This is a genomic window from Janthinobacterium sp. FW305-129 (assembly GCF_020858115.1).
Taxonomy (GTDB): domain Bacteria; phylum Pseudomonadota; class Gammaproteobacteria; order Burkholderiales; family Burkholderiaceae_D; genus Janthinobacterium.
The window spans coordinates 340635-362796 of sequence record NZ_JACYMM010000004.1; the positions used below are offsets into that span (position 1 = coordinate 340635).

20 protein-coding genes are annotated in these 22162 nt (G+C 61.1%); 12 read left to right on the plus strand and 8 right to left on the minus strand.

Annotation, left to right across the window (positions count from 1 at the left end; genetic code table 11):
• Positions 1-684, minus strand: coding sequence for a fimbria/pilus periplasmic chaperone (locus IGS61_RS10450; RefSeq protein ID WP_230539516.1), 684 nt, complete (start codon positions 682-684; stop codon positions 1-3).
• A gap of 207 nt (positions 685-891) precedes the next feature.
• Positions 892-1440 carry a fimbrial protein gene (locus IGS61_RS10455; protein ID WP_230539517.1) on the minus strand — a complete coding sequence of 183 codons (549 nt, stop codon included), beginning with the start codon at positions 1438-1440 and terminating at the stop codon, positions 892-894.
• Between the two features lie 360 nt (positions 1441-1800).
• On the opposite strand from IGS61_RS10455, the gene IGS61_RS10460 reads away from it, so the two are divergent.
• From IGS61_RS10460 to IGS61_RS10480, 5 genes are read left to right on the plus strand one after another with little or no spacing between them, the layout of a single operon-like run.
• Positions 1801-3078 (plus strand): lipoprotein-releasing ABC transporter permease subunit, encoded by a 1278-nt coding sequence (locus IGS61_RS10460; RefSeq protein ID WP_230539518.1) that lies wholly within the window; start codon positions 1801-1803, stop codon positions 3076-3078.
• Between the two features lie 32 nt (positions 3079-3110).
• A complete protein-coding gene (locus IGS61_RS10465; RefSeq protein ID WP_071076820.1) occupies positions 3111-4376 on the plus strand; it encodes a lipoprotein-releasing ABC transporter permease subunit in 1266 nt (421 codons plus the stop codon).
• Positions 4377-4392: 16 nt separating this feature from the next.
• Positions 4393-5118 carry a lipoprotein-releasing ABC transporter ATP-binding protein LolD gene (gene lolD / locus IGS61_RS10470; protein WP_230539519.1) on the plus strand — a complete coding sequence of 242 codons (726 nt, stop codon included), beginning with the start codon at positions 4393-4395 and terminating at the stop codon, positions 5116-5118.
• A gap of 9 nt (positions 5119-5127) precedes the next feature.
• Positions 5128-5925 carry a TatD family hydrolase gene (locus IGS61_RS10475; RefSeq protein WP_230539520.1) on the plus strand — a complete coding sequence of 266 codons (798 nt, stop codon included), beginning with the start codon at positions 5128-5130 and terminating at the stop codon, positions 5923-5925.
• Between the two features lie 4 nt (positions 5926-5929).
• Entirely contained in the window at positions 5930-7168 is a 1239-nt protein-coding gene (locus IGS61_RS10480; protein ID WP_230539521.1) for a PQQ-dependent sugar dehydrogenase, read from the plus strand.
• Positions 7169-7212: 44 nt separating this feature from the next.
• Here IGS61_RS10480 and IGS61_RS10485 read toward each other — a convergent pair whose 3' ends face one another.
• Positions 7213-8079: a hypothetical protein gene (locus IGS61_RS10485; RefSeq protein WP_230539522.1), complete on the minus strand. Its 867-nt coding sequence runs from the start codon at positions 8077-8079 to the stop codon at positions 7213-7215.
• 230 nt (positions 8080-8309) lie between these two features.
• On the opposite strand from IGS61_RS10485, the gene IGS61_RS10490 reads away from it, so the two are divergent.
• Complete coding sequence (locus IGS61_RS10490; RefSeq protein WP_230539523.1) at positions 8310-8783, plus strand: T6SS effector amidase Tae4 family protein; 474 nt, start codon at positions 8310-8312, stop codon at positions 8781-8783.
• Positions 8784-8786: 3 nt separating this feature from the next.
• Here IGS61_RS10490 and IGS61_RS10495 read toward each other — a convergent pair whose 3' ends face one another.
• Together IGS61_RS10495 and IGS61_RS10500 are read right to left on the minus strand one after the other, a co-directional pair.
• The gene (locus IGS61_RS10495; protein ID WP_230539524.1) at positions 8787-10772 is read right to left on the minus strand and encodes a helicase-related protein; all 1986 of its coding nucleotides are present in this window, start codon (positions 10770-10772) and stop codon (positions 8787-8789) included.
• Between the two features lie 147 nt (positions 10773-10919).
• On the minus strand, positions 10920-11681 hold the full coding sequence (locus tag IGS61_RS10500; protein WP_230539525.1) for a hypothetical protein: 762 nt from the start codon (positions 11679-11681) through the stop codon (positions 10920-10922).
• 213 nt (positions 11682-11894) lie between these two features.
• Between IGS61_RS10500 and IGS61_RS10505 the strand changes: the two genes are divergently transcribed.
• A complete protein-coding gene (locus IGS61_RS10505) occupies positions 11895-14321 on the plus strand; it encodes a DNA internalization-related competence protein ComEC/Rec2 (RefSeq protein ID WP_230539526.1) in 2427 nt (808 codons plus the stop codon).
• A 358-nt stretch (positions 14322-14679) separates the two neighbouring features.
• On the opposite strand, the gene IGS61_RS10510 is transcribed toward IGS61_RS10505, so the two are convergent.
• Both IGS61_RS10510 and IGS61_RS10515 read right to left on the minus strand, forming a co-directional pair.
• The gene (locus tag IGS61_RS10510; RefSeq protein WP_230539527.1) at positions 14680-15900 is read right to left on the minus strand and encodes an SMEK domain-containing protein; all 1221 of its coding nucleotides are present in this window, start codon (positions 15898-15900) and stop codon (positions 14680-14682) included.
• 251 nt (positions 15901-16151) lie between these two features.
• A complete protein-coding gene (locus IGS61_RS10515; RefSeq protein WP_230539528.1) occupies positions 16152-17075 on the minus strand; it encodes a LysR family transcriptional regulator in 924 nt (307 codons plus the stop codon).
• Positions 17076-17225: 150 nt separating this feature from the next.
• Here IGS61_RS10515 and IGS61_RS10520 point away from each other — a divergent pair, with 150 nt between their 5' ends.
• From IGS61_RS10520 to dcd, 4 genes are all read left to right on the plus strand, one after another.
• Positions 17226-17987 carry a sulfite exporter TauE/SafE family protein gene (locus IGS61_RS10520; RefSeq protein ID WP_230539529.1) on the plus strand — a complete coding sequence of 254 codons (762 nt, stop codon included), beginning with the start codon at positions 17226-17228 and terminating at the stop codon, positions 17985-17987.
• Between the two features lie 21 nt (positions 17988-18008).
• Positions 18009-18704, plus strand: a complete 696-nt coding sequence (locus IGS61_RS10525) for an HAD family hydrolase (RefSeq protein ID WP_230539530.1) — start codon at positions 18009-18011, stop codon at positions 18702-18704.
• 58 nt (positions 18705-18762) lie between these two features.
• Positions 18763-19563: an alpha/beta fold hydrolase gene (locus IGS61_RS10530; protein WP_230539531.1), complete on the plus strand. Its 801-nt coding sequence runs from the start codon at positions 18763-18765 to the stop codon at positions 19561-19563.
• A gap of 132 nt (positions 19564-19695) precedes the next feature.
• A complete protein-coding gene (gene dcd, locus IGS61_RS10535; protein ID WP_034755486.1) occupies positions 19696-20265 on the plus strand; it encodes a dCTP deaminase in 570 nt (189 codons plus the stop codon).
• A gap of 32 nt (positions 20266-20297) precedes the next feature.
• Here dcd and IGS61_RS10540 read toward each other — a convergent pair whose 3' ends face one another.
• Entirely contained in the window at positions 20298-21527 is a 1230-nt protein-coding gene (locus IGS61_RS10540; protein WP_230539532.1) for a PrpF domain-containing protein, read from the minus strand.
• Between the two features lie 160 nt (positions 21528-21687).
• Between IGS61_RS10540 and IGS61_RS10545 the strand changes: the two genes are divergently transcribed.
• On the plus strand, positions 21688-22029 hold the full coding sequence (locus IGS61_RS10545) for a FlxA-like family protein (RefSeq protein ID WP_230539533.1): 342 nt from the start codon (positions 21688-21690) through the stop codon (positions 22027-22029).
• Positions 22030-22162 lie beyond the last annotated feature (133 nt).

Below are 22162 nucleotides of genomic sequence, written 5' to 3' on the forward strand. Positions count from 1 at the left end.
TTACTCGTTCGTGCCCTTGCGCAGGGCCTTGCCGCTCACGCCGGCGCCATAATCGTTGATATAAGTGTAGTCGACCTGCGTGGGCACGGCGGCGCGCGGCGCGGCGTTGCCGAGGTCGAAGTCCGCGCTGGCGCCGGGGGCCAGCATGGCGCCCGTATCGTTGCTCCAGCTCGCCACGCCGTCGGCAGCGGTGAGCTTGCTGAACGTCACGTGGTACGGCGTGGGATTATTGCCCTCCAGCACGTAGCGGCCATTTTCCAGGCGCTTGAAGCGCCAGCGCACGAGGGCGGCGGCATCGTCCGCCTTGCCCGGCAGTCCCGTGGGACGGAAGAACAGCTTGATGCGCGTGCGGAACGCCAGTTGCAGGAAATTCGGACTGTCCCCGTTGGCGGCGGCGCCGGCGCGCGGCGGCACTTCGAGCACATTGAGCCAGAACAAGGATTCCTTGTCTTGCGGCAACGGTTCCTGCGTGTAGATCAGGCGCAGGCTTTGGCCTTTCTTCGGATCGAGGCGGAACAGCGGCGGCAGCAGGGTGAACGGCACTTTCGATTCGTCCGGCAGGGCGTTCGGATTGCCCGTATCGAGCCACGCCTGCACCAGGGCCGGCGCATTGCCTTCATTGGCCAGCTTGACGGTGACTTCGCGGTCGCTGGCGCGATAGATCACGCGCGTCGCGCCGATCACGACAGACGCATGCGCGCCCGCCATCATGCATGGCAAGGCGAAAACCGCGATCGTTCTGGATAATTTGTTGCGCACTGTCATTTTGCTATCGTGTATCTTGTAATTTTGATTACATGTTGAATGCGTATTTCGTTCTGTCTCTTCGCCAACCGGCGCATTTTCGGGGCACCGCTTGACACCGCGTCAATTCCTGATGGTTACTGGTAGTTACTGGTAGGACATCGTGTACATGACGGAGGTACTGACCGTGCCGACACCGGCCGCGCCGCCGCTCGCCACGTACTGGGCGAAGTAATTGAGGGTGGCCGTGTTGCTGGCGATCGCCACGCTCTGCGAGTTCTGCGCCGCCTGTGCCGCGCCCAGTACGATCGCGGTGTTGGTGAGGTCGGAGTTGAGCAGGCCGATTTGTACCTTGGTCGCCGTACCCGCCGCATTTTTCAGCCGGCCCGTCGCCGTATCGATGGTCGTGCCCGCTTCGAAATAGGCTGACACATTGCCCGTGGCCGACGTGCAGGCCGTCAGCACGATCTTGAACGGCGTGCGGCCCGCCGTCGCGCCGTCAATCGAGAGTGAGGAGGCCGAGACCGGGGGCAGTGCGACGGTGAAGTCCTTGCCGGCGCCGCCGTTGATGGTGCAGGTCTGGGCCGTGACCTGGCCCGTGAAGGTGATGGTGCCGTCGGCAGCGTGTGCAAGGGCCGGCATGGCGGAGGCGGCCGCGATGAGCGCCGCCAGGACGCCTGAGCGCGCGAATGTCATAGATATCCTATCGAGTAGTGTCGTGTTGTAGTGAAAGGCGTTGGCATGGCGGGCGCAGTTCCAGGCAAGGCAAACGCGGATGAGCTGCCCATGAAACCGGCGCCGTCGATAAACAAGTATATGGACGTACTTTTTGTTGCGCATGTAACTAGTTGAAGTTGTTGTTGCGGCGCATCGGCTGATGGCGCCGTCCGGCCCGGGCGGCGTCAACATGCGCTGGCGCGGCAGTTGTTGCCGGTTTTCGGGCCGGCGCGGGGCCGGAAATAGCGCGGGGTGCCCTGTTTCACGCAGAGTTCATGCATAAAATGCCCATTGTGTGGCACACTGCGCGCTCGCATATCATCGTTGTCGCGGGAGCGCATGAGCATCATCAAACAATTTCCTTTTGAGTGGCAGGTCGGCGTGCGCTATACGCGCGCCGGGAAACGCAGTGGCCGCAACAGCTTCATTTCCTTCATCTCCCTCATTTCCGTGGCCGGCATCGGTCTGGGCGTGGCCGCCCTGATCGTCGTCCTCTCCGTCATGAACGGCTTCCAGAAGGAAGTCACCGACCGGCTGATGTCGGTGCTGGCTCACGTCGAGGTGTTCGACACGAGCGGCTCCATGCCCAACTGGCAGGCGCAGGAGCGCGCCGCCTACGCCAACCCGCAAGTGAAAGCCGTGTCGCCGTTCGTGGAAACCCAGGGCATGCTGCTCAATGACGAAACCATGCGCCCGTCCGTCGTGCGCGGCGTGCTGCCGCAGCAGGAAGCCACCGTCTCCAGCGTGGCCGCCCAGATGAAGCAGGGCAGTTTCAAGGATCTCACGCCCGGCTCGTACAACATCGTGCTGGGCATCGACCTGGCCAAGGCGCTGGGCGTGCAGGTGGGGCAGAACGTGACCCTGATGCTGGAGCGCGAGCCCAGGGCCGGCGACCCGGCCAACGGCATCGTGATGCCGCGCATGCGCGCGCTCAAGGTGGCCGGCATCTTTGAGGCAGGTCATAATGAACTCGATGGCAGCCTGGCCTTCGTCAATATGGCTGATGCGCAGCAGCTGCTGCAGCTCGACGGCCCGTCCGGCCTGCGCCTGCGCCTGCACGACATGAACCAGGCGCCCCAGGTGGCGCGCGAACTGAAAGCCTCGATGCCGGGCCAGCTGTGGATGCGCGACTGGTCGCGCGCCAGTGCCAGCTGGTATGCGCTGGTGCAAAGCCAGAAGAACATGATGTTCATCATCCTCAGCATGATCATCGCCGTGGCCGCGTTCAACCTCGTCTCGACCCTGGTCATGTCGGTCACCGACAAGCAGGCCGATATCGCCATTTTGCGCACCCTGGGCGCCTCGCCGTTCTCCATCATGAAGATTTTCATGATCCAGGGCGCGCTGGTGGGCTTGCTGGGGAGTGCCCTGGGCGTCATCGGCGGCGTCGTGCTGGCGCTGAACGTGGGCGTCATCGTGCCCTTCATCGAAGGCATCTTCGGCCTGCACTTCATTTCCAAGGAAATCTACCAGATCAGCGCCGTGCCGTCCGACGTGCACTGGCTGGACGTGGCGCAGATCGGCCTGATCGCCTTTGGCCTGGCGCTGGTGGCGACGATCTACCCGAGCTGGCGCGCCGCGCGCGTCAAGCCGGCCGAGGCGCTGCGCTACGAATAACACATCAAGAAACGATAAAGACCGCCTGAACAATGAGTATTTTCAAGAATCTGCCCTTCGAATGGCTGGTTGGCCTGCGCTACACGCGGGCCGGCAAGCGCAGTGGCCGCAACAGTTTTATCTCCTTCATCTCGCTCATTTCCATGGCCGGCATCGGCCTGGGCGTGGCGGCGCTGATCGTCGTGCTGTCCGTGATGAACGGCTTCCAGAAGGAAGTGACGGACCGCATGCTGTCCGTGCTGGCCCACGTGGAAGTGTTCGACAACAGCGGCAGCATGCCCGACTGGCGCGCCGAGGCGGCGCAAGCCTTCAAGAATCCCGCCGTGAAGGGCGCCGCGCCGTTTGTGGAAACGCAAGGCATGCTGTTGCGCGACGATGCGCTGCGTCCCGCCATCGTGCGCGGCGTGCTGCCCGAGGAAGAGCCGAACGTGTCCGACGTGGCCGGCCAGACGCGCATGGGCAGCTTCAAGGCCCTGCAGCCGGGCACCTTCAATATCGTGCTGGGCATCGAGCTGGCGCGCGCCCTGCGCGTCAACCTCGGCGAAAAAGTGACCTTGATGCTGGCGCAGGGCCAGGTCACGCCGGCCGGCGTGCTGCCGCGCATGCGCAGCTTCACCGTCAGCGGCATCTTCCAGGCGGGCCACAATGAATTCGACGCCGGCCTGGCCTTCATCAATATCGAAGACGGCCAGCGTTTGCTGCGCCTCGACGGCCCGTCGGGCCTGCGCCTGCGCCTGGCCGACATGAACCAGGCGCCGCAAGTGGCCGCCGAATTGAAAAAATCCATGCCGGGCGACCTGTGGCTGCGCGACTGGTCCAAGCTGAACGCCAACTGGTTCGCCGCCGTGCAGACGGAAAAGCGCATGATGTTCATCATCCTGACCCTGATCATCGCCGTGGCCGCGTTCAACCTCGTGTCGACCCTGGTGATGACGGTGACGGACAAGCAGGCCGATATCGCGATTTTGCGCACCCTGGGCGCCTCGCCCCGTTCCATCATGAAGATCTTTATGATCCAGGGCGCGCTGGTGGGCATCCTGGGCACGATCCTGGGAGTGGGCGGCGGCGTGCTGGTGGCCATGAACATCGACGTGATCGTGCCCTTCATCGAGCATTTGCTGGGCGTGCAGTTCCTCTCCAAGGACATCTATTTCATCAGTACCGTGCCGTCCGACCTGCGCTGGCCCGACGTCACCAAGATCGGCGTGCTGGCCGTGATTCTCGCCTTTTTGGCGACCCTGTACCCAAGCTGGTGGGCCGCCCGCGTCAAACCTGCGGAAGCCCTGCGCTATGAATAAACCACTGACTACGACCATGACCGATCTGAACAAACCTGCCTCCAACGGCGCCACCGCCGATTCTGCCGTCCTTAGCTGCCGTGGCCTGGGCAAGACTTTCACGCAGGGCAGCTACAAGGTGCAGGTGCTCGCCGGCATCGACATCGACGTCCACCGCGGCGAGCGCGTCGCCATCGTCGGCGCCTCCGGCTCGGGCAAGTCGACCCTGCTGCACCTGCTGGGCGGGCTCGATACGCCCACCAGCGGCAAGGTGACCCTGCTGGGCAAGGATTTCGCCACCCTCAGCGAAAAGGCGCGCGGCGACTTGCGCAACGCCTCGCTGGGCTTCGTCTACCAGTTCCACCACCTGCTGCCCGAGTTTTCCGCGCTCGACAACGTCGCCATGCCGCTGATGATACGGCGCATGAAGCGCGCCCCGGCCACCGAGCTGGCGCAGCAGATTTTGACCCGCGTGAACCTGGCCAAGCGCGTCACGCACACGCCGGGCGAATTGTCGGGCGGCGAGCGCCAGCGCGTGGCCCTGGCCCGCGCCCTCGTCACGCAGCCGGCCTGCGTGCTGGCCGATGAACCGACGGGCAACCTCGATCACGCCACGGCCGAACAGATCTTCGACCTGATGCTGGAACTGTCGCGCACCCTGGGCACGGCCTTCGTCATCGTCACGCACGATATCGAACTGGCCAAACGCTGCGACCGCGTGCTGCGCCTGACGGACGAAGGGCTGCAGCCGTACCAGTACTAAGGAGCCGCCATGTGGATCGACACGCACTGCCACCTCGACGCGCACGAATTCGGCAGCGAATCGCCGCAGGTGGCGGCGCGCGCGGCCGCGCAGGGCGTGGCGATGATCGTCGTCCCCGCCGTCGAGCGGGCCAATTTCAGCATCGTGCGCGATCTGGCGGCAACGGCGCCCAATGCCTGCTATGCGCTCGGTATCCACCCGATCTACGTGCCGCACGCCACGGAAGACGACTTGATCGCCCTGCGCGAAGCCGTGGCGCTGGCCATGAACGACGCGCGCTTTGTCGCCATCGGCGAGATCGGCCTCGATTTCTTCATTCCGATGCTGTGCGAACCGGCCATGCGCATCAAGCAGGAGCATTTCCTGCGCGAGCAGCTGAAAATCGCCCGCGACTTCGACTTGCCCGTGCTGGCCCACGTACGCCGCTCGCAGGACATCGTCCTCAAACATGCGCGCCAGATCCGCCCGAACGGCGGCATCGCCCATGCGTTCAACGGCAGCTTCCAGCAGGCGCAGGGTTATATAGCCCTCGGTTTCAAGCTCGGTTTCGGCGGCGCCATGACCTTTACGCGGGCCTTGCAGATACGCCGCATGGCCACGGAATTGCCCCTGGACGCCATTGTGCTGGAGACGGACGCGCCCGACATTTCCCCCGCCTGGATCCACCCGGGCCGCAACAGCCCCGAAGAATTGCCCCGTATCGGCGCCGTGCTGGCCGAATTGCGCGGCCTTGATATTGCGCAAGTGGCGGCTGCGACCAGCGCCAACGCGCGTGCCGTACTGTCCCGATTACCCTTGATGGAATGAGACCATGAACAAGAAAATGCTCGCGGGCGCCCTGGCGGCCTGCCTTTCCGGCGCGTTGGCGCCCGCCCTGGCGGCACCTGGCGCCCAGTGCGACGGCATGCCGCGCCTCGACGTGACCACGCCGGCCGGCTTTTGCGTGGCCGTGCTGGCCGACGGCCTGAAATTCCCCCGCGGCGTGCTGCCGCTGACGAACGGCGACATCCTCGTCACGGACATGGCGGGATGGACGCCGAAGCAGGGCAAATTGTGGCTGTTGCAGCGCAAGGCGGCCGGCCCGGGCTACGAGCGCAAGCTGCTGCTCGACAAGCTCGATCGCCCGAACGGCATCGTGCAGGGGCCGGACGGCCTGGTCTACGTGGGCGAGGTGGGGCGCATCTTCCGCTTCGATCTGCGCGATCCCGCCCGCGCCACCACCGACATCATCGGCGGCACGGCAAAGACGCCGCGCCTGCCGGGCCTGGGCTTGCACCTGCTGACGAACATGCGTTTCAGCCCCAAGGGCGACCTGTACGTGAACGTGGGTTCGAGCACCGACCATTGCGAGAACGATGGCAAGGCGCCCGATCCGGCCAAGGCCTGTCCTTCGGCGGAAGGCCTTGAGGCGCTGGGCGCCATCCGCGAATACACGATGGCCTGGCCGGCCGGCACGGTGACGAGCTGGCGCACGCACGCGCGCGGCTTGCGCAATTCGATGGCGCTGGCCTTCCACTCGGCCACGGGCGAACTGTGGCAGGCGGAAAACGCGCGCGACGCCATCCAGGCCGCCATGCCGCAACTCAAAAGCGACGAAAACCTGCCGCATGAGGAGCTGAACCTGATCAAGGCCGACCGCCACTACGGCTGGCCATACTGCTACGACGACAATGTGGCCAGTCCCGAATACCCGAAGACGGCTTGCGACGCCCAGTATGCGGCGCCGGAGCGTCTGCTGCCCGGCCACGCCGCGCCGCTGGGCATGACCTTTTATACGGCCAGCCGCTTCCCGGCGCTGTACAAGAATAGCCTGATCATCGGCTACCACGGCTACCGCAGCAACGGCCACCGCCTGGTGGCGCTGCTGCCCGACAAGGCCGGCGCGCCGCTGGGCAAGTCCGTCGAGTTGATCGGCAACTGGGAGCGCAAGGGCAAGCAGGGCAGGGGCGCGCCCGTCGACGTGAAACAGGGCCAGGACGGCGATATCTACATGGCCGATGACCATAACGGGCTGGTGCTGAAGCTGCATTATGCGGCGGCCAAACCGTAAGGGGGCTGCGTGCGGCTCGGCATTCTCATGCATGGAATACCATGTCATTCTGAGGCACCAATGTCGGGTGCCCTGGGCCGCTCTTCCATGACCGATTGAAGATAGTGCATGGTGACTTCTTTACGTTTTTTCAGGCGGATCTCCATTTTCCGAAGTGCCGGCGCTTGCGATATCCGTTCTGTTTTTCTTCTTGTTAAGTCCAGAATCACTCTTAGGAAAAATCGCTTAATGATGTGTAATCGGTGGAGTTTCTCGGCTTCAATATCATTGCGCACAATACTCTTTGCCGCATCGATAGCGTGATCGAGGTCGGATAGCGCTTTAACACACTTGGCAAGCACCCCGAGAATTTCCTGGTCATCCACCCGCATTGCGAGCTGAAGCATGTTCTGGAAGCCGTCAAACAGCGTGATAACGGCCGTTCTGAGGTTGCGCAGGGCGTCATTCCTTATTTTTGTTTCGACTTCATAGCCAGTTCTCCAGGCATCCAGTTCGGTCCGTTGTCGTTGCAGCTTCTGAGAGTATTGATAGTTCAGTCTATTCTGCTCCTCGACAAGTTCCTGCTGTTTCCTTTCAAAATCATGTCGCTCGTCCTGAAGTTTCTTGGCGTGCTGCTGTTCAACATTCGTTAGTACTAATAAAAATTTTTGCCGCTCGGTTTCAAATAGCCTTTCTTTTTTGAAAACCAGCACAAAAAGTATCAGATTGCCAATCAGTACAATTACCGCTGCGGCGATAGTGGAAAAATTCTTGATCTCCTCAATGCCCATTGTCGTCAACCCGGTATAAGATTTAAATGCGGCGCTGTCTGGTGCGTTCAGGAGACGCAACGCCGGTGGCGAGGTATCCCGCATAGGGAATGAGATCAGAATAGGTCGTATCTGGTGGCGGTGGTAGAGCGCGGCTGGCACATGTTTGTTCCAGCTCAGTCATTGTCGTCACCCAGGCCGCTGGCGGTCGCCTTGCATTGATGTGGTGCAACGCCAAGGGCCGGAAGTCGCCCGTCTCCAAACTGTCCCCATCGTTAGCGGGTAGCTGGCTTTCCTCAAGCCAATGCTTGACCTTGCTCAGTGCGGGGCTGCCGCATCCTCGTACAATCGGCCTGATGTTCCCTGCCGTGCAGGGGCAACGGGAGGCTGACGTGAAACCTGCATTCATCACGCTGCGCGAGAATTATTCGAGCGTGGCCGCCGTCGACCAGGCGGCGCTGTTCGGCGAAATCGGCTGGGACGATTTGATCGGTAAGGACAGCTTTGCCAACACCTGCGCCATCCGCGTCAGCCTGGCCCTGATCAAGGCGGGCATACAGCTGAAAGGCCGCATGGCGATTCGCAGGGGCCCGTTCAAGGGCGCGCTGATCGAACCGGGACAGGCCAGGCTGGCGCACATGCTGGCCAGCCCCGCGCTGTTCGGCGCGCCCGAAAAATTCGCTCGCGACGCGGCCAACGCCGGCATCGGCCAGCGCCAGGGCGTTGTCGCCTTCTTCCGCATTCCCGGTTACCTGGGCGGCGCGGGCGGGCATATCGACATCCTGCTGCCGTCCATCGGCGTGAAGGTGTGCGGCACCGAATGCTACTGGGATTGCGGCGAGGTCTGGTTCTGGCCAGTCAGCTGACGCTTATTTGAATTTCTTCGACCGTCCGCGCGAGGCCGCGTTGTGCGCGCGCAGGATGGAGTCGACCCGTTCGGACGCATCGCGCGACAGGTTTTGCGCGACAGCGATATCGGGGAAGAATTCGGGCAGGCGGTAGCTGAGCCACGCATACGCGGAATAGTAGCGGCAGGTGTCTTCCACCTGCTGCAGGTTCTGCGTGCCGCCGCCGTACGCGTGCTGGCGCAAGGTGCTGGTTTTTCCCTGCGACAGATTCTTCGCCCAGTGCTCCCACGCCGTCTGCAAGGACGGCACCTTGCTGGAGATCGGCACCAGCGACAAAGTAAATTTGTCGGCCACGGACAGGGGCAGGGTGTCGAGCCAGACGGCGCGCTCCTTCTGGTCTTCCGTGATGCGCGGGAAGAAAAAGCCGTCCGGCACGTCGATATTGTGGATGAAGCGGCGCAGCAGTTTAGAAAGCGACAGCTCGCCCGTCACGGACGAAATCCGGTGCAGGTGTTCCAGCGAGGGCGCCACGGCAAAGCCGCTGGTGTTCAGCGGGTGCAGTTTTTCCTTCAGCAGCGCGCGCATCACTTCATGCGTCTCGTTGTCGTAGCCGGCCACCAGGCCCTCTTCATGCACGCCGTAGCGGCCCGCGCGCCCGGCGATCTGGCGCGCCAGCGCGGCCGAAATCTCTTCCTCTTCGCGGCCATTGTATTTGACGCAGGTGGTCATGACGATGCGCGCGATCGGCATGTTCAGGCCCATCGCCAGCGCATCCGTGCCGACGACGATATCGGCCGTGCCGTCGCGGAAGCGCTGCGCCTGCGCGCGCCGCACCTCGGGCGACAGGTTGCCATAGACGGTGGCCACGGACAGCCCCGTCTCCGTGATCATGTCGCGCCACATCAGCACTTCGCGGCGCGAAAAGGCGATGACGGCGTCGCCGCGGCGCAGGTTGCGCACCTTGCGCACGGCCGTCGGCTCCATCGACAGAGGCGCCATGCGTTTCAATACATGTACTTCCAGCGGGCAGTCCAGGCGCTCGGCCAGCGCCTCGATGGCGCGCCGCGCTTCGGGCGCCCCCACCAGGTAGACGGTGTGGGCGGGCGCGCCGCAGACGGCCGCCGTCCACGCGGCGCCCCGGTCCGGGTCGGCCAGCATCTGGATTTCATCGATGACGGCCACCTCGACGACGGTTTTCGTGTCCAGCATTTCCACCGTGCTGGCCACGTGCGTGGCGCCGTCGACGACCCGGCGCTCCTCGCCCGTGACCAGGCTCACGGCCAGCGGCCTGCCATGCGGCGCGGCTTCCTGCAGCCGTTCGTAGTTTTCCAGTGCCAGCAGGCGCAAGGGCGCCAGGTAGATGCCGCTTTTCGCCTTGACCAGTGCTTCCATCGCGCGGTGCGTCTTGCCGGAATTCGTCGGGCCCAGCAGGGCGATGAAGCGGCGCGGCAGGCGGCGCGCCATCTCGAACGAGGCCGGATACTCGGCCAGGTTGATGCTCTGGCGCGTGCGTGCCGCATGCTGTTCCTCCTGCTGGCGCTCGATGGCGTGATTGAAACGCTGGCGGATGCGGTCGAACACCATGCCGGCCGGCTCCGACGTCTGCATGTCGGCCAGCGTGTGCAGGAAGACCATCGGGTCCGTGTCCACGTCCTCGCTCAGGCCCGCGATATCGGCGACGAAGTCGACCACGTGCTGGCGCAGTTCCTCGAAGACGGCCGCACTGGCCCGCTCGCGCACCAGGGCCAGCTTGGTCTCGCGGTCCATCTTGCGCCACTTGGCCGGCCGCGCCAGCACCCCCTGCGCCGGCACGAGTGCATACGGCACCACCAGGTGGCCGGCCTTGACGACGCCGGAAAAGCGCACGAAGACGCGGCCTTCCATTTTCACCAGGCGGATATGCTCGGCCAGTTCCCCCAGTTCCGCGACCAGGGTGGCGTCGTTATTGTCTTCAGTGCTGTCGGAAAGGTCGGTGGAGGTATCGGGAGGAAGTGCGGAGGAAGTCATGTCGTGCCTGGGTGTTGAAGTAAGCGAGGCCGATTATACCGCGTGGCAATTGCGCTGACTCTAGCACCTTGCGGCGCAGCCGTGGCGTTGCACGGTGGCGCCGAAAGGAGGACATGACGGATGATAGGGAAAGAAAAAGCTGGAAAATCAAGGGATGCCGGCTGGATTGGCAGGCGGCGTTGGGCGTGGCGGGATCGTTGCTCGCAGCGCATTAAATGCCGAGTGCAGCCTGGTGATCAACTGTGGTACGGTTTCTTTGAAGTAAATGAAAACGCCGGTGCCGGGGTGCGTAATTCCCAGGAGCATGGTGCCCTTGTCGTCCACTACCTGCTCCAGGTGCTGGTACATGCATTCGATATATTCCTCGAATTTTTTCAAGGGTAGGCCAATGCCATTGCTGAAAAAACCAGACGGCGCCGTGGTCAAGCTTCCATCGATATTATTGAGCAAGGTGTAAAAGGCATCGAAGGCGAGAGGCTTGCGTGCGTAATCGAGCGCATGCCAAGGTTTGTCGTTGAGCATGATGCCGTCCACGATGTCCTTGCGTGGTTGGCGTTGAGCAACAGCGTGGCCGTAAGGTTCAAATACCAGGAGACCGTTTTCCGGATAGCCCGCAAAATGGCCTACGCTGGCCAACAGTTCACAGTTGCTGTCATTGCGCAAATGCTGGTACAGCGCGTGACGGTGAGGCTTGCCCGTGATGCCGACTTCCTGGGCGATGCCGGCGCGGTCGGTCTTGAATTCCACCAGGAAGTAGCGAAGTCCGACTTGTCCCGCGAGATCGCCAAACTTGGCATCGAAGTCATTTTGGCTATTGCCCAGCAATACAGTGTCTGGAGCGAGACCCTCCGCGCCTTCCCGCGCGCCCCACAGACGGAAAAAGTGATGCGTATAGTGGCTTTCGTACATGATTTTCCTTGCAAGTAGTGAGGGGGCTTTTGATCATCGTACGCGGAAGCTTCTTGTATGCAAGAAAATTACGGCTCTTCGCCAGAGTAAATCGCTTGATATTGACGCATCTCAACCAAGAGCTGATGAAGTGCCAGGCCTTGGCCGCACAGTCTATTCTTCCCCAGGCAGCACCTATTTCTTCGTGTCGGCATTTGAACGCAAGGCCGTATCATGCGCATGGGCATCCTTGGTTTTGCATGCGGTGCGGTTCTGCTGCAGATGCAGGCAGAATTGCCGGCCGTTGCCGGCTGGGTACTGTTGGGCTTGATGGTTGTCGCCTCCGGGTATGCCTTGTTGATGTACCAATGGCAGTGGCGCCCGGGTGCCATCCATGGCTTGTGCTACGGCGCCGCCTTGGGCTACTTTTGGGCCGCCTGGCTGGCCCAGGCCGCCATGGCGCCGCAACTGGCGCTGGCCGACGAGGGGCAGGACATCATCGTCACGGGCACGGTGGCCAGCCTGCCGTACCGCTTCGAGCAGGGCGTGCGCTTCAATTTTGCCGTGGAGAAGGCAGTTGGCGCGAAGGTGCCGCCTTTGATCGCCCTGTCCTGGTACGCGGGTTTTCGCGATGAAGTGACGAACGAGGTGGGCGACGTGCAGCCGGGCGAGCGCTGGCGGCTGACGGTGCGGCTGCAGCGTCCGCACGGCAACGCGAATCCCATGGGTTTCGATTACGAGGCATGGCTGCTGGAGCAGGGCGTGCGCGCCACCGGCTATGTGCGGCCGCAGCCGCGCGCCGATACGCCGAACGTGCGCGTGGCCGCCTTCGTGCCCGGTTTCGGCAATGTGGTGGAAGCGAGCCGCGCGGCATTGCGTGCGCGCATACTGCGCAGCCTGGAAGATAAACAGTATGCGGGCGTGATCGTGGCGCTGGTGGTGGGCGATCAGCGCGCCATCCCGCAGTCGGACTGGCAGGTGTTCAACCGCACGGGCGTGAGCCACTTGATTTCGATTTCGGGCTTGCACATCACCATGATCGCGGGCTTGTTCGCCCTGGGCGCGGGCGCGCTGTGGCGGCGCTCATTCTTTACCGACTGGCAACTGCCATTGCGGCTGCCGGCGCAAAAGGTGGCTGCGCTGGCCGGCGCGCTGGCGGCATTTGTGTATGTACTGCTGGCGGGCTTCGGCGTGCCGGCGCAGCGCACCTTGTATATGTTGCTGGTGGTGGCGCTGGCCTTGTGGCTGGGGCGCATCACCAGCATCGTCCATATCCTGTGCCTGGCGCTGGGCGTGGTCGTGCTGCTCGACCCGTGGGCCGTGCTGTGGCCCGGTTTCTGGCTGTCGTTCGGCGCCGTCGCCACCATGCTGTACGCGACGGCGGGCCGCACCACGGCGCCGTTGCCGGAGAACGCCAGCCGCTGGCGCCGCCTGCGTGCGGCCGTGGTGCTCGGTGCGCATACGCAATACGTGGTGACGGTGGGGCTGGTGCCGTTGACGATGCTGCTGTTTTCGCAAGTCTCGCTGGTCAGCCCCGTGGCCAATGCGCTGGCCATACCCGTCATCAGCCTGGTCGTCACGCCTTTGTCCCTGGCGGGCAGCCTGCTGCCGGCGCCCCTGTGCGACTGGTTGCTGCTGCTGGCGCACGCCATCGTGCAGATGCTGGCGCAGGTGCTGGATTGGCTCGGTGCGCGCCGCTTTGCCGTCTGGACGGCGCCCGCGCCCCCAATGTGGAGTTTTTGCTGGGCATTGTTCGGCACGGCCTGGCTCTTGGCGCCACGGGGATGGCCCCATAGGTGGGCGGGCATGCTGGGCTGGCTGCCGCTGCTGACGGCCTTGCCATCGAGTCCGCCGCCGGGCCAGATGTGGATCACGGCCTTTGATGTGGGACAAGGCATGGCCGTGCTGGTGGAAACCCACGATCACCGACTGCTGTACGACACGGGGCCCGCCTACAGTCTCGATTCCGACGGCGCCAGCCGTGTCATCGTGCCGTATCTGCGCGCACGGGGCATCAGCAAGCTGGACGGCGTGATCATTTCCCACAGCGACCTTGATCACGCGGGCGGCGCCGTATCCTTGCTGGAAAATATAGACGTGGGCTGGCTGGCTTCGTCCCTGTTCGATGGCCACCCCGCCGTCGAAGCCCGGCGGCAAGCCCGGCGTCCGTATCTGCATTGCGTGGCGGGCCAGAACTGGAGCTGGGAAGGCGTGCGCTTCGCCATGCTGCACCCGCTGCCCGCCAGCCACACGGATATTGCCCTGAAGCCGAACGCCCGCAGCTGCACGGTGAAGATCACGGCCGGCAAGCATGCAATCTTGCTGGCCGGCGACATCGAGGCGGCGCAAGAGGCGCAATTGTTGGCGCGCTCGGCCGAAGGCGATCTGGCGGCCGACGTGCTGCTGGCGCCCCATCATGGCAGCGGCACCTCGTCGACACCGGCATTTCTGAACGCCGTCCATCCGGCCCTGGCAATTTTCCAGGTCGGACACCGGAACCGCTATAAACATCCGAAGCCGCAAGTGTATGCGCGCTATGGCGACATGGGCATTGCCCGGCTGCGCACGGATGTGACGGGGGCGGTGGTGCTGGAGTTTGGGGAGAATATTAAAGTGTCATGGTATCGCACCCAACATGCTCGTTATTACTACGGCCACTGAACAGCAATATGGCTTTCTTTGTCTGGTATATAGATATTGGCTTGGAGAAAGATTCATGATTGCTTGAAATAAATCATAGCTTGCGCAGAATCCGTAAGCATGCCGACCGATAGACTTAACGGGTTTGCGGCCCCTAGCGTGCCATAGTATCGGGATATGCTGGTGACAGATGGCGGCATTGCATCATGATCGGTTCTTGTTCGACACTGAGGTGGCTGCAGTCGCTAAAGACAACGCCCTCGCGTTGTGAGAGGGCAAGGACTCCAATACCGTCATATATCCCCCAGCGGCCTGTTTGGCGGCCATTTTTAGCAACAGCTATGTATTGCCTATAATTTTGAGATGGATTTTATGAAACTCACCACGCTACAACAGATTTTCCTTTGTACTCAAGATCCTGAATAGGTTGAGCTAGCCGAAGTAAATATTTTTCCTCTTTGGGTAAGGTGAAGATATTATCCTCCTTGATCAAGTGCAAACGTCTTGTTGCAGGCGCATTGATTGGTTCAAGAAAGCCAATCTCTATTCCAGATTTGTTTTGAAGTTCATAAGTGTCGCGGTTGTCCAAGACACAATTAAGTGATGTTATTGATGCCGAGGCCGTGAGAGAATTTTTGTCTTCCCAAGTAATGCTTCCGATGAATCTGCATCTGCCTGCTGAAAAGACAAGGTCCTGATTTTTAGATTTTAACGGCGATGAGTTTGAAAGTGCAATGACGTTAGTGAAGCCGTCCGGTGCATCTTCCTTCGTTAAGCTGGGGCGAGAAAAAGGAATCACCACTGCGAAATCAGCGCTTTCCGTAGTCGCGGTTGTACCTTCAATTTTTGCCTGATTAATCTTTTTTTCAATTAGATTGCTTCCAGGAATCAAGATAAAATTATCTCTATAATGCATTCCGAAATAAAATAGTACGGCGATCGAGGTCGCAAAAATGAAGAAGATTTTCCCGTATTGAGTTTGCTTGACTTTTCCTTCTGTATTAATGTACTGCTCTGTTTTTTTAACAAGATTTTCAAGTTCTTCTATTGAAAGGTTTCGTGCCATAGAAATCATGTCATCGACTGATATGATGTGTTTTTTTGGATCGAAATTAAATAAACCATCTGTCCTGAAGGGGTATTTATTATCATTATATGTTTGCTTTTCCCCAAGAATAAAAAAATAAATTTCACTGTAATTTTTATAATATTCTTTTTCTATGAAATTGGATAAGGTTTCATCTATTTTTTTTCTGTCAGTCCTGATTGTAACTTGTGCGCAAACAGGAGGGGATTGCTCGTGATCATAAAGATCAATGGTGTCATGATTGGGAGTTTTTAAATTGGAATTTCTAAATTTTCTATTTAGTAATATATTTGCAATTTCTTGGCAGAGCGATTCTGATAAGACTGCTCGATTAAGTAGATTTTGCTTTGCATAGCGTCGAACGATATATGTGTGAAGCGAAATTCGATCTATGAATCTTTTTATTAATTCTTCTGGGGCGTACATTTTAATTGGTGTTGGTGGAATTGGGTGGTTGTTGTAAGGTTGGTATTTTTCAATGGCGTAAAAATGGATTGAAAATTTTTTATTCAATGATTAAATTTCCTCAATGTATTATAAAATTTGCCATCGAGGATATCAAGAAGAATTTTGGGCGTAAAAGAAGGTTATTTGTATGGAATAATTTTTTTTGAAAACATTTCAATTCACAAGAGCGCAAGGAATTCAATCATGTCCACTACATGCAAATGTAGAGCCATCATCTATTAAATCCATGTCCTTTGTTATGTTAATGTGTTGATCGTGCTTGATTGTTGAGGCCAACAATCATTGAGCAACCTGCTTCATTTAATCCGCTCATCGGGTATCTCCATCCCCCGTTTCTTCACATATTCGAGAAACAACCTTGCCCCCTTGGCCATCCTCGACGTGCCATACACGGCATGGATGCTCGGGTCCAGCTCCTTCGACGAGGTCAGCCGGTACGCCGTGCAGACCCTGCGTAAATTGCCAGCGGCCACGGCAGGTTCGGCCAGCCAGCTGGCCAGGCGCACGATGCCGGCGCCTTCCAGGGCGGCCTGGAAGGTGGCGATGCCGGAAGTAAAACGGAAGCGCGGCTGGACCTGGTAGCGCACGTTGCGCTCGGTGGAAACGAAATGCCAGTCGCGCAGGATGCGGGGGGCAGAGTGCATGATGATGTCGTGGCCGGCCAGCTCTTCCGGTTCGTCGGGCGCGCCCATGCGTTCTATATAGTCGGGCGAGGCGTACATGTAGCGGCGGTAGTTCCACAGGGGATAGCCGATCAGCTCGCTGGACTGGGGGAAGGCGCCGCGGATGGCAAAATCCAGCTTTTCCTGGATGGGGTCGATGGATTTGTCCGAGAAATGGATGTCCACCGAGACGTTCGGGTAGTCGCGCGAAAATTGCGCCACCACTTTCGGCAGGAAGCCCAGCGACAGGATTTCCGGCGCCGAGATGCGTACCCAGCCTTGCGGCGAGTTGCTCAATTCCGCTAATTGGTCTTCCGCCTCGGCCTGCGTTTCCAGCAAGTGTTTGGCCGATGCGTAATACGTTTCGCCGGCCGTCGTCAGGGTGAACTGCTTTTGCGTGCGCAGGATCAGCTCGGCGCCGATGGCGTCTTCGAGGAACTGGATGGCGCGCGTGACGGCCGACGGCGAGCGTCCCAGCATGCGCGCCGCGTGGATGAAGCTGCGCTTTTCCACCACGGTGCAGAAGGCGCGGATCTCCCACATCAGTTTCATCGACATCGGTGACTCCCGGCAAAAGAAGCCAGTAGACCGTACGGGGCGCATTCCGTCAAGCGTTACGCCTGATTGCGTTTTCCGCAATTTGAAGTTGCATCCGGAAAAATCCACGGCGCCTATACTGCCGCTGTCGCCCATTCCAGATTGCCTATCATGCTGACCATCTCGCTGCTGTGTTTATTTGCCTTCTTTGCCGGCCTGATCGATGCCGCCGTGGGCGGGGGCGGGCTGATACAGCTGCCGGCCCTGTTCAACCTGATGCCGAACATGGCGTCCACGTCCTTGCTGGGCACGAATAAACTGGCGTCCGCCTGCGGCACCACGTTTGCCGCCCGCTCGTTTGTCGGCAAGGTGCATATTCCCTGGCTGCTGGTGCTGCCCGCCGTGGCCAGCGCCTTCGTCATGTCCTTTATCGGCGCGGCCGCCGTGTCCTACGTGCCGCAACAGGTGGTGCGACCCATGGTGCTGGTATTGATCATCATCATGGCGATTTACACCTTCATGAAGAAGGATTTCGGCACGACGCGCGAAGCGCGCCCCATCGGCCCGCGCGAACGCGTCCTGGCCATCGTCATCGGCGGCGCCATCGGCTTTTATGACGGCCTGTTCGGGCCGGGTACGGGCAGTTTCCTGATTTTCCTGTTCATCCGCGTCTTCGGCTTCGATTTCATCCTCGCTTCGGCCTGCTCGAAACTGGTGAATATCGCTACCAACGTGGCCGCGCTGGCCTTTTTCATTCCCGCCGGCCACGTGGTCTACGCCGTGGCCGCACCTATGGCCGTGTGCAACATCCTGGGCGCCCTGACGGGCACGTGGATCGCCGTGCGCCGCGGCGCCGCCTTCGTGCGCATCCTCTTCCTCGTGCTGCTGGCGCTGCTGATCGTGAAATTGTCCTACGACATCTTCTTCAAGTAAGTTCTTGAGCCTAGCCTAGCCATGAAAACCATCCGGGGCATACTGTGGGACAACGATGGCGTGCTGGTCGCTACCGAACAGCTGTTTTACGAAAGCAACCGTGACTTGCTCTTGCCCTACGGTATAGACTTGACGCCAAAGCAATTCTTTGACTGGTTCCTGGACAATAACTACGGCGCCTGGCATCTGTTGCTGGGGCAGGGCCACGATATCGAACTGGTCGAACGCCTGCGGGCCGAGCGCACCGTGCTGTTTGCGCAACGCCTGCGCCAGGCGCGCCGGCTGGCCATGCCCGGCATCGGGCAAGTGCTGGCGGCGCTGCGCCCGCACGTGGCCATGGGCGTGGTCACCAGTGCCTACGAACAGCATTTCCGGATCAGCCATGTGGCCACGGGCTTGTTGCAGCACTTCGACTTCGTGCTGACGCGCGAAATGTATGGCGAGAGCAAACCGGCGCCCGATGGCTACCAGCTGGGCCTGCAGCGCCTGGGCCTGGCCGCCGCCGACTGCGTGGCCGTGGAAGACTCGCCGCGCGGCTTGCGCGCCGCCAGGGCCGCCGGGCTGGAATGCATCGTCGTGCGCAATCCCATGAACCGTCACCATGCGTTCGACGACGCTTTTTGCGTGGTGGATTCAAACGCCGAGCTGGGCGAGGTGCTGGCCTCGTTCGTGCCCGGCATGGCGGCGGCGCGGGGACAATTAGAGGCCTTCCTCTGATACGGCTTGCCGGTGTGCCATTACAATTGTTTATCGCATTCACCGGCACCGTCCCACGATGACCCTCCCGCAACTGCACTTTGCCCACGCCAACAGCTATCCTGCCGGCACCTACCGCAAGCTGTTCGGCTTGCTGGGCCAGCACTACCATGTGCAGGCGCTCGACATGCATGCGCACGACCCGGATTACCCCGTCAGCACGGGCTGGCCGGAGCTGGTGCGCGAGTACATCGACGACCTGGAGCGCCGCTACAGCGCGCCCGTGATCCTCGTCGGCCATTCGCTGGGCGGCATGCTCAGCGTGATGGTGGCCAAGCAGCGGCCGGATCTCGTGCGCTGCGTGGTCTTGCTCGATTCGCCCGTGGTGGCGGGCTGGCGCGCCTTGCTGGTGCGCCTGGCGCGCAACACGGCGCTGGGCGAGCGTTACTCTCCCGCCCGTTTTTCCGCCCGGCGGCGCAAGCTGTGGCCCGACGCGCAGGCGGCCTATGAACATTTCGCGGCCAAGGACATGTTCGCCATCTGGGCGCCGCACGTCTTGCGCGATTACATCGACAGCGGCCTGGTCCCCCATCCGGACGGGGTGCAGCTGCGCTTTACGCGCGAAGTGGAAACCGATGTCTACCGCAGCTTGCCGCACCATATCGGCGGCCTCGTCAAGGATGGTTTTCCCGTGCCCATCGGTTTTATCGGCGGCACGGAGTCGGTGGAATGCCGGCAAGCGGGCTTGACGGCCACGCGCAAGCTGGTCGGCAAGTTTTTCCGCCAGGTGCCGGGCGGGCATCTGTTTCCCATGGAAAACCCGGAACTGACGGCGCAAGTGGTGCGCGAGATGATCACGGCATTGCTGGCGAAACAATAGCCTGACGCCAAGGATTTTCAGGGGATGGGGGCCAACAACGGCGGATTTTCGCGTAAAATCCTGCCATTCGGGCCGCGCCTGCACCTGGCGCGCCGCCCCAGCCATTCGATATTCTAGAAAGATACCCCTGCGATGACGATTAAAAGCGATAAATGGATACGCCGCATGGCGGAAACAACGGGCATGATCGAGCCGTTCGAACCGGGCCAGGTCAAGGAACGCGACGGCAACCGCATCGTTTCCTACGGCACTTCCAGCTATGGCTATGACATCCGCTGCGCCGACGAGTTCAAGTTGTTTACCAACATCAACACCACCATCGTCGACCCCAAGGATTTTGACGCGAATAACTTCGTCGATGTGTCGGGCAAGGGCTATTGCATCATCCCGCCGAATTCGTTCGCGCTGGCCCGCACGGTCGAGTATTTCCGCATTCCCCGCAACGTCTTGACGATTTGCCTGGGCAAGAGCACCTATGCCCGTTGCGGCATCATCGTCAACGTCACCCCGTTCGAACCGGAATGGGAAGGCTATGTGACCCTGGAGTTTTCCAACACAACACCGTTGCCGGCGAAAATCTACGCCAACGAAGGCGTGGCGCAAGTGCTGTTCTTCGAGTCCGATGAAGTGTGCGAAACGTCGTACAAGGACCGCGGCGGCAAATACCAGGGCCAGGTGGGCGTGACCCTGCCAAAAACCTGAAGACGTTGAACGGGCAGGGCGCCGGCCCTGTTCTAAATCTGTTTCAGCAGCCACGCCTTCAGCGCGGTTGACGGCTGGTACAGGGGAACATGGCCGCGTAGCAAGATTTGCGCGCTGCGCCGGTAGGCCGCGCCGTCGATGGCGATGGCGTCTCCCGCCTGGCGCGCCACGATGGTGGTAGCCAGGATGCCGGCCGGGTTTTCTATGCCCAGTGCAATTTCTTCATTTACTTGCCCGGCAGGCGGCACGCCGCGCGCCAGGGCATGCGCCACCGTGCCCGGCATCAGGCAAGCGGCCGCCAGGCAGCAGCCGCCCGAAACGGCCAGCGAAGCGTGGCCCGCTTGCGGCGTAAAGTAACGTACAGCAATATTTCCCTCTCCCGCGGCAGGCCCCACGATGCAGAACTTGGGGATGGTTTCGCTGCGTTCCAGTTCTTCCAGGGTCATCAACCCGCCATCGCGCTTGCGCAAGCCCATCAGCAGGCCCGCCGCGCTCCACACCTGGCGGATGGCGGCCATGAAAGCCGTGTCCGCTTCCAGTTCCGCGATGGACTCGCGCGCCGTCTTGCCGAACTGGCTCGCTGGCGCGATGACCATGGGCACGGCCACGTCCACGCACGAGACGGCATAACCGTGCACCACATCCTGCGCATTGCCTGTTGGTAATAATTTTCCCGTCTTGGCGCCTGCCGGCTGCTGCAGGAACAGGTCGACGCGGGGGAAGTTGCCGGGCACGCCGGGAATTTCAGTGCCGGTAAAGCTGCCGTCGCGTTCGCGCGCCATGCGCGAGGTGGTGATGACGCCCGTATTCGTGTTGCGGATATCGATGTCGTGCGCGCCGATGGCCAGCGCCTCGATCACGCCGCTGTCCAGTCCCCACAGTTGCAGGGCGGACGACATATTGCCGCAGTTCACGCTCCAGTCGATATCGCCATGCTCGCCGGCCAGCTGCGCCAGCGTGCTGACCAGGCGCGGCTGGCCCGCGTGCTGCTCCACCTCGGCGAGGAAGACTTTATTGCTGGTGGGCGCGCCCCGTCCCAGGCCCGTGATCTGCCGGTTGCCGGGCTGCCGGCCGGACTGGGGCACGCCCAGCAGGTGGCGCAGCAACTCGTCGCGCAGCGCCGGGTCCGCAGGCATGGAGGACGCATGCAAGACCAGGCCCGTCGACGTGCCGCCACGCATGTGGTGGACGGGAAACTCGATCACGCCGCAACGCTGGCGGGGCACGAGGTCGGACAGGGCGGGCAGCAGGGGCGTCATCATCATTGATCGTGGTCAAGGCAGGAAGCGCCAGTGTGCCAGTTTTTCTTGCTGGCGTGCAAGCGGATGGCGTGGCGGCGTCTTTACCCGCCTTTACACTTGCCGCCCTGTATTGAGTACCTTGCGCGCCGATAATAAGGTATTGAATGATCAAGGAGGCAATATGGTAGCGGCAATCGGTTCAGGCAGCGCGGTCAGTGCGGTCAGTGGCAGCAGTTCGGGCAGCAGTGCGCAGATCGCGGCGCTGCAAAAGCAGATCACGGCGGCGCAAAAGCAGTTGACGGAATCGCAGAAGGGCGAGCAGACGGACGCGTCGCAAAAGCTGCAGCAGCAGCTGGCGCAGCAAATCCAGGCCTTGCAGGCGCAAATTGCTCAGTTGCAAGCGGCGGCCGTGCAGCAGGCGGCGCAACAGGATGCGCAGCCGGCCAGCAGTGCCGAGACGGCGGCCAGCCCGGCCAGGTCAAGCTCGTCCACCCTGGGCAGCATCATCGATACCCAGGCGTAACAGGGTCTCGGGCACTAAGTAATCCTCGGGAAAATATTGTGAATTTATGACGAACAGAACCGGATGCTGTGCAAGGCGCCTGCAGCGACGCAGTGCGAGCACTGCTAGCTGCGGGCAACACCGCACAGCGCCG

Coding starts and splice junctions, on each gene's coding strand:
- IGS61_RS10455 (WP_230539517.1), bottom strand. CDS start 1,440: ATGACATTCGCGCGCTCAGGCGTCCTGGCGGCGCTCATCGCGGCCGCC.
- IGS61_RS10460 (WP_230539518.1), top strand. CDS start 1,801: ATGAGCATCATCAAACAATTTCCTTTTGAGTGGCAGGTCGGCGTGCGC.
- IGS61_RS10465 (WP_071076820.1), top strand. CDS start 3,111: ATGAGTATTTTCAAGAATCTGCCCTTCGAATGGCTGGTTGGCCTGCGC.
- lolD (WP_230539519.1), top strand. CDS start 4,393: ATGACCGATCTGAACAAACCTGCCTCCAACGGCGCCACCGCCGATTCT.
- IGS61_RS10475 (WP_230539520.1), top strand. CDS start 5,128: ATGTGGATCGACACGCACTGCCACCTCGACGCGCACGAATTCGGCAGC.
- IGS61_RS10480 (WP_230539521.1), top strand. CDS start 5,930: ATGAACAAGAAAATGCTCGCGGGCGCCCTGGCGGCCTGCCTTTCCGGC.
- IGS61_RS10495 (WP_230539524.1), bottom strand. CDS start 10,772: ATGACTTCCTCCGCACTTCCTCCCGATACCTCCACCGACCTTTCCGAC.
- IGS61_RS10500 (WP_230539525.1), bottom strand. CDS start 11,681: ATGTACGAAAGCCACTATACGCATCACTTTTTCCGTCTGTGGGGCGCG.
- IGS61_RS10505 (WP_230539526.1), top strand. CDS start 11,895: ATGCGCATGGGCATCCTTGGTTTTGCATGCGGTGCGGTTCTGCTGCAG.
- IGS61_RS10515 (WP_230539528.1), bottom strand. CDS start 17,075: ATGTCGATGAAACTGATGTGGGAGATCCGCGCCTTCTGCACCGTGGTG.
- IGS61_RS10520 (WP_230539529.1), top strand. CDS start 17,226: ATGCTGACCATCTCGCTGCTGTGTTTATTTGCCTTCTTTGCCGGCCTG.
- IGS61_RS10525 (WP_230539530.1), top strand. CDS start 18,009: ATGAAAACCATCCGGGGCATACTGTGGGACAACGATGGCGTGCTGGTC.
- IGS61_RS10530 (WP_230539531.1), top strand. CDS start 18,763: ATGACCCTCCCGCAACTGCACTTTGCCCACGCCAACAGCTATCCTGCC.
- dcd (WP_034755486.1), top strand. CDS start 19,696: ATGACGATTAAAAGCGATAAATGGATACGCCGCATGGCGGAAACAACG.
- IGS61_RS10540 (WP_230539532.1), bottom strand. CDS start 21,527: ATGATGACGCCCCTGCTGCCCGCCCTGTCCGACCTCGTGCCCCGCCAG.
- IGS61_RS10545 (WP_230539533.1), top strand. CDS start 21,688: ATGGTAGCGGCAATCGGTTCAGGCAGCGCGGTCAGTGCGGTCAGTGGC.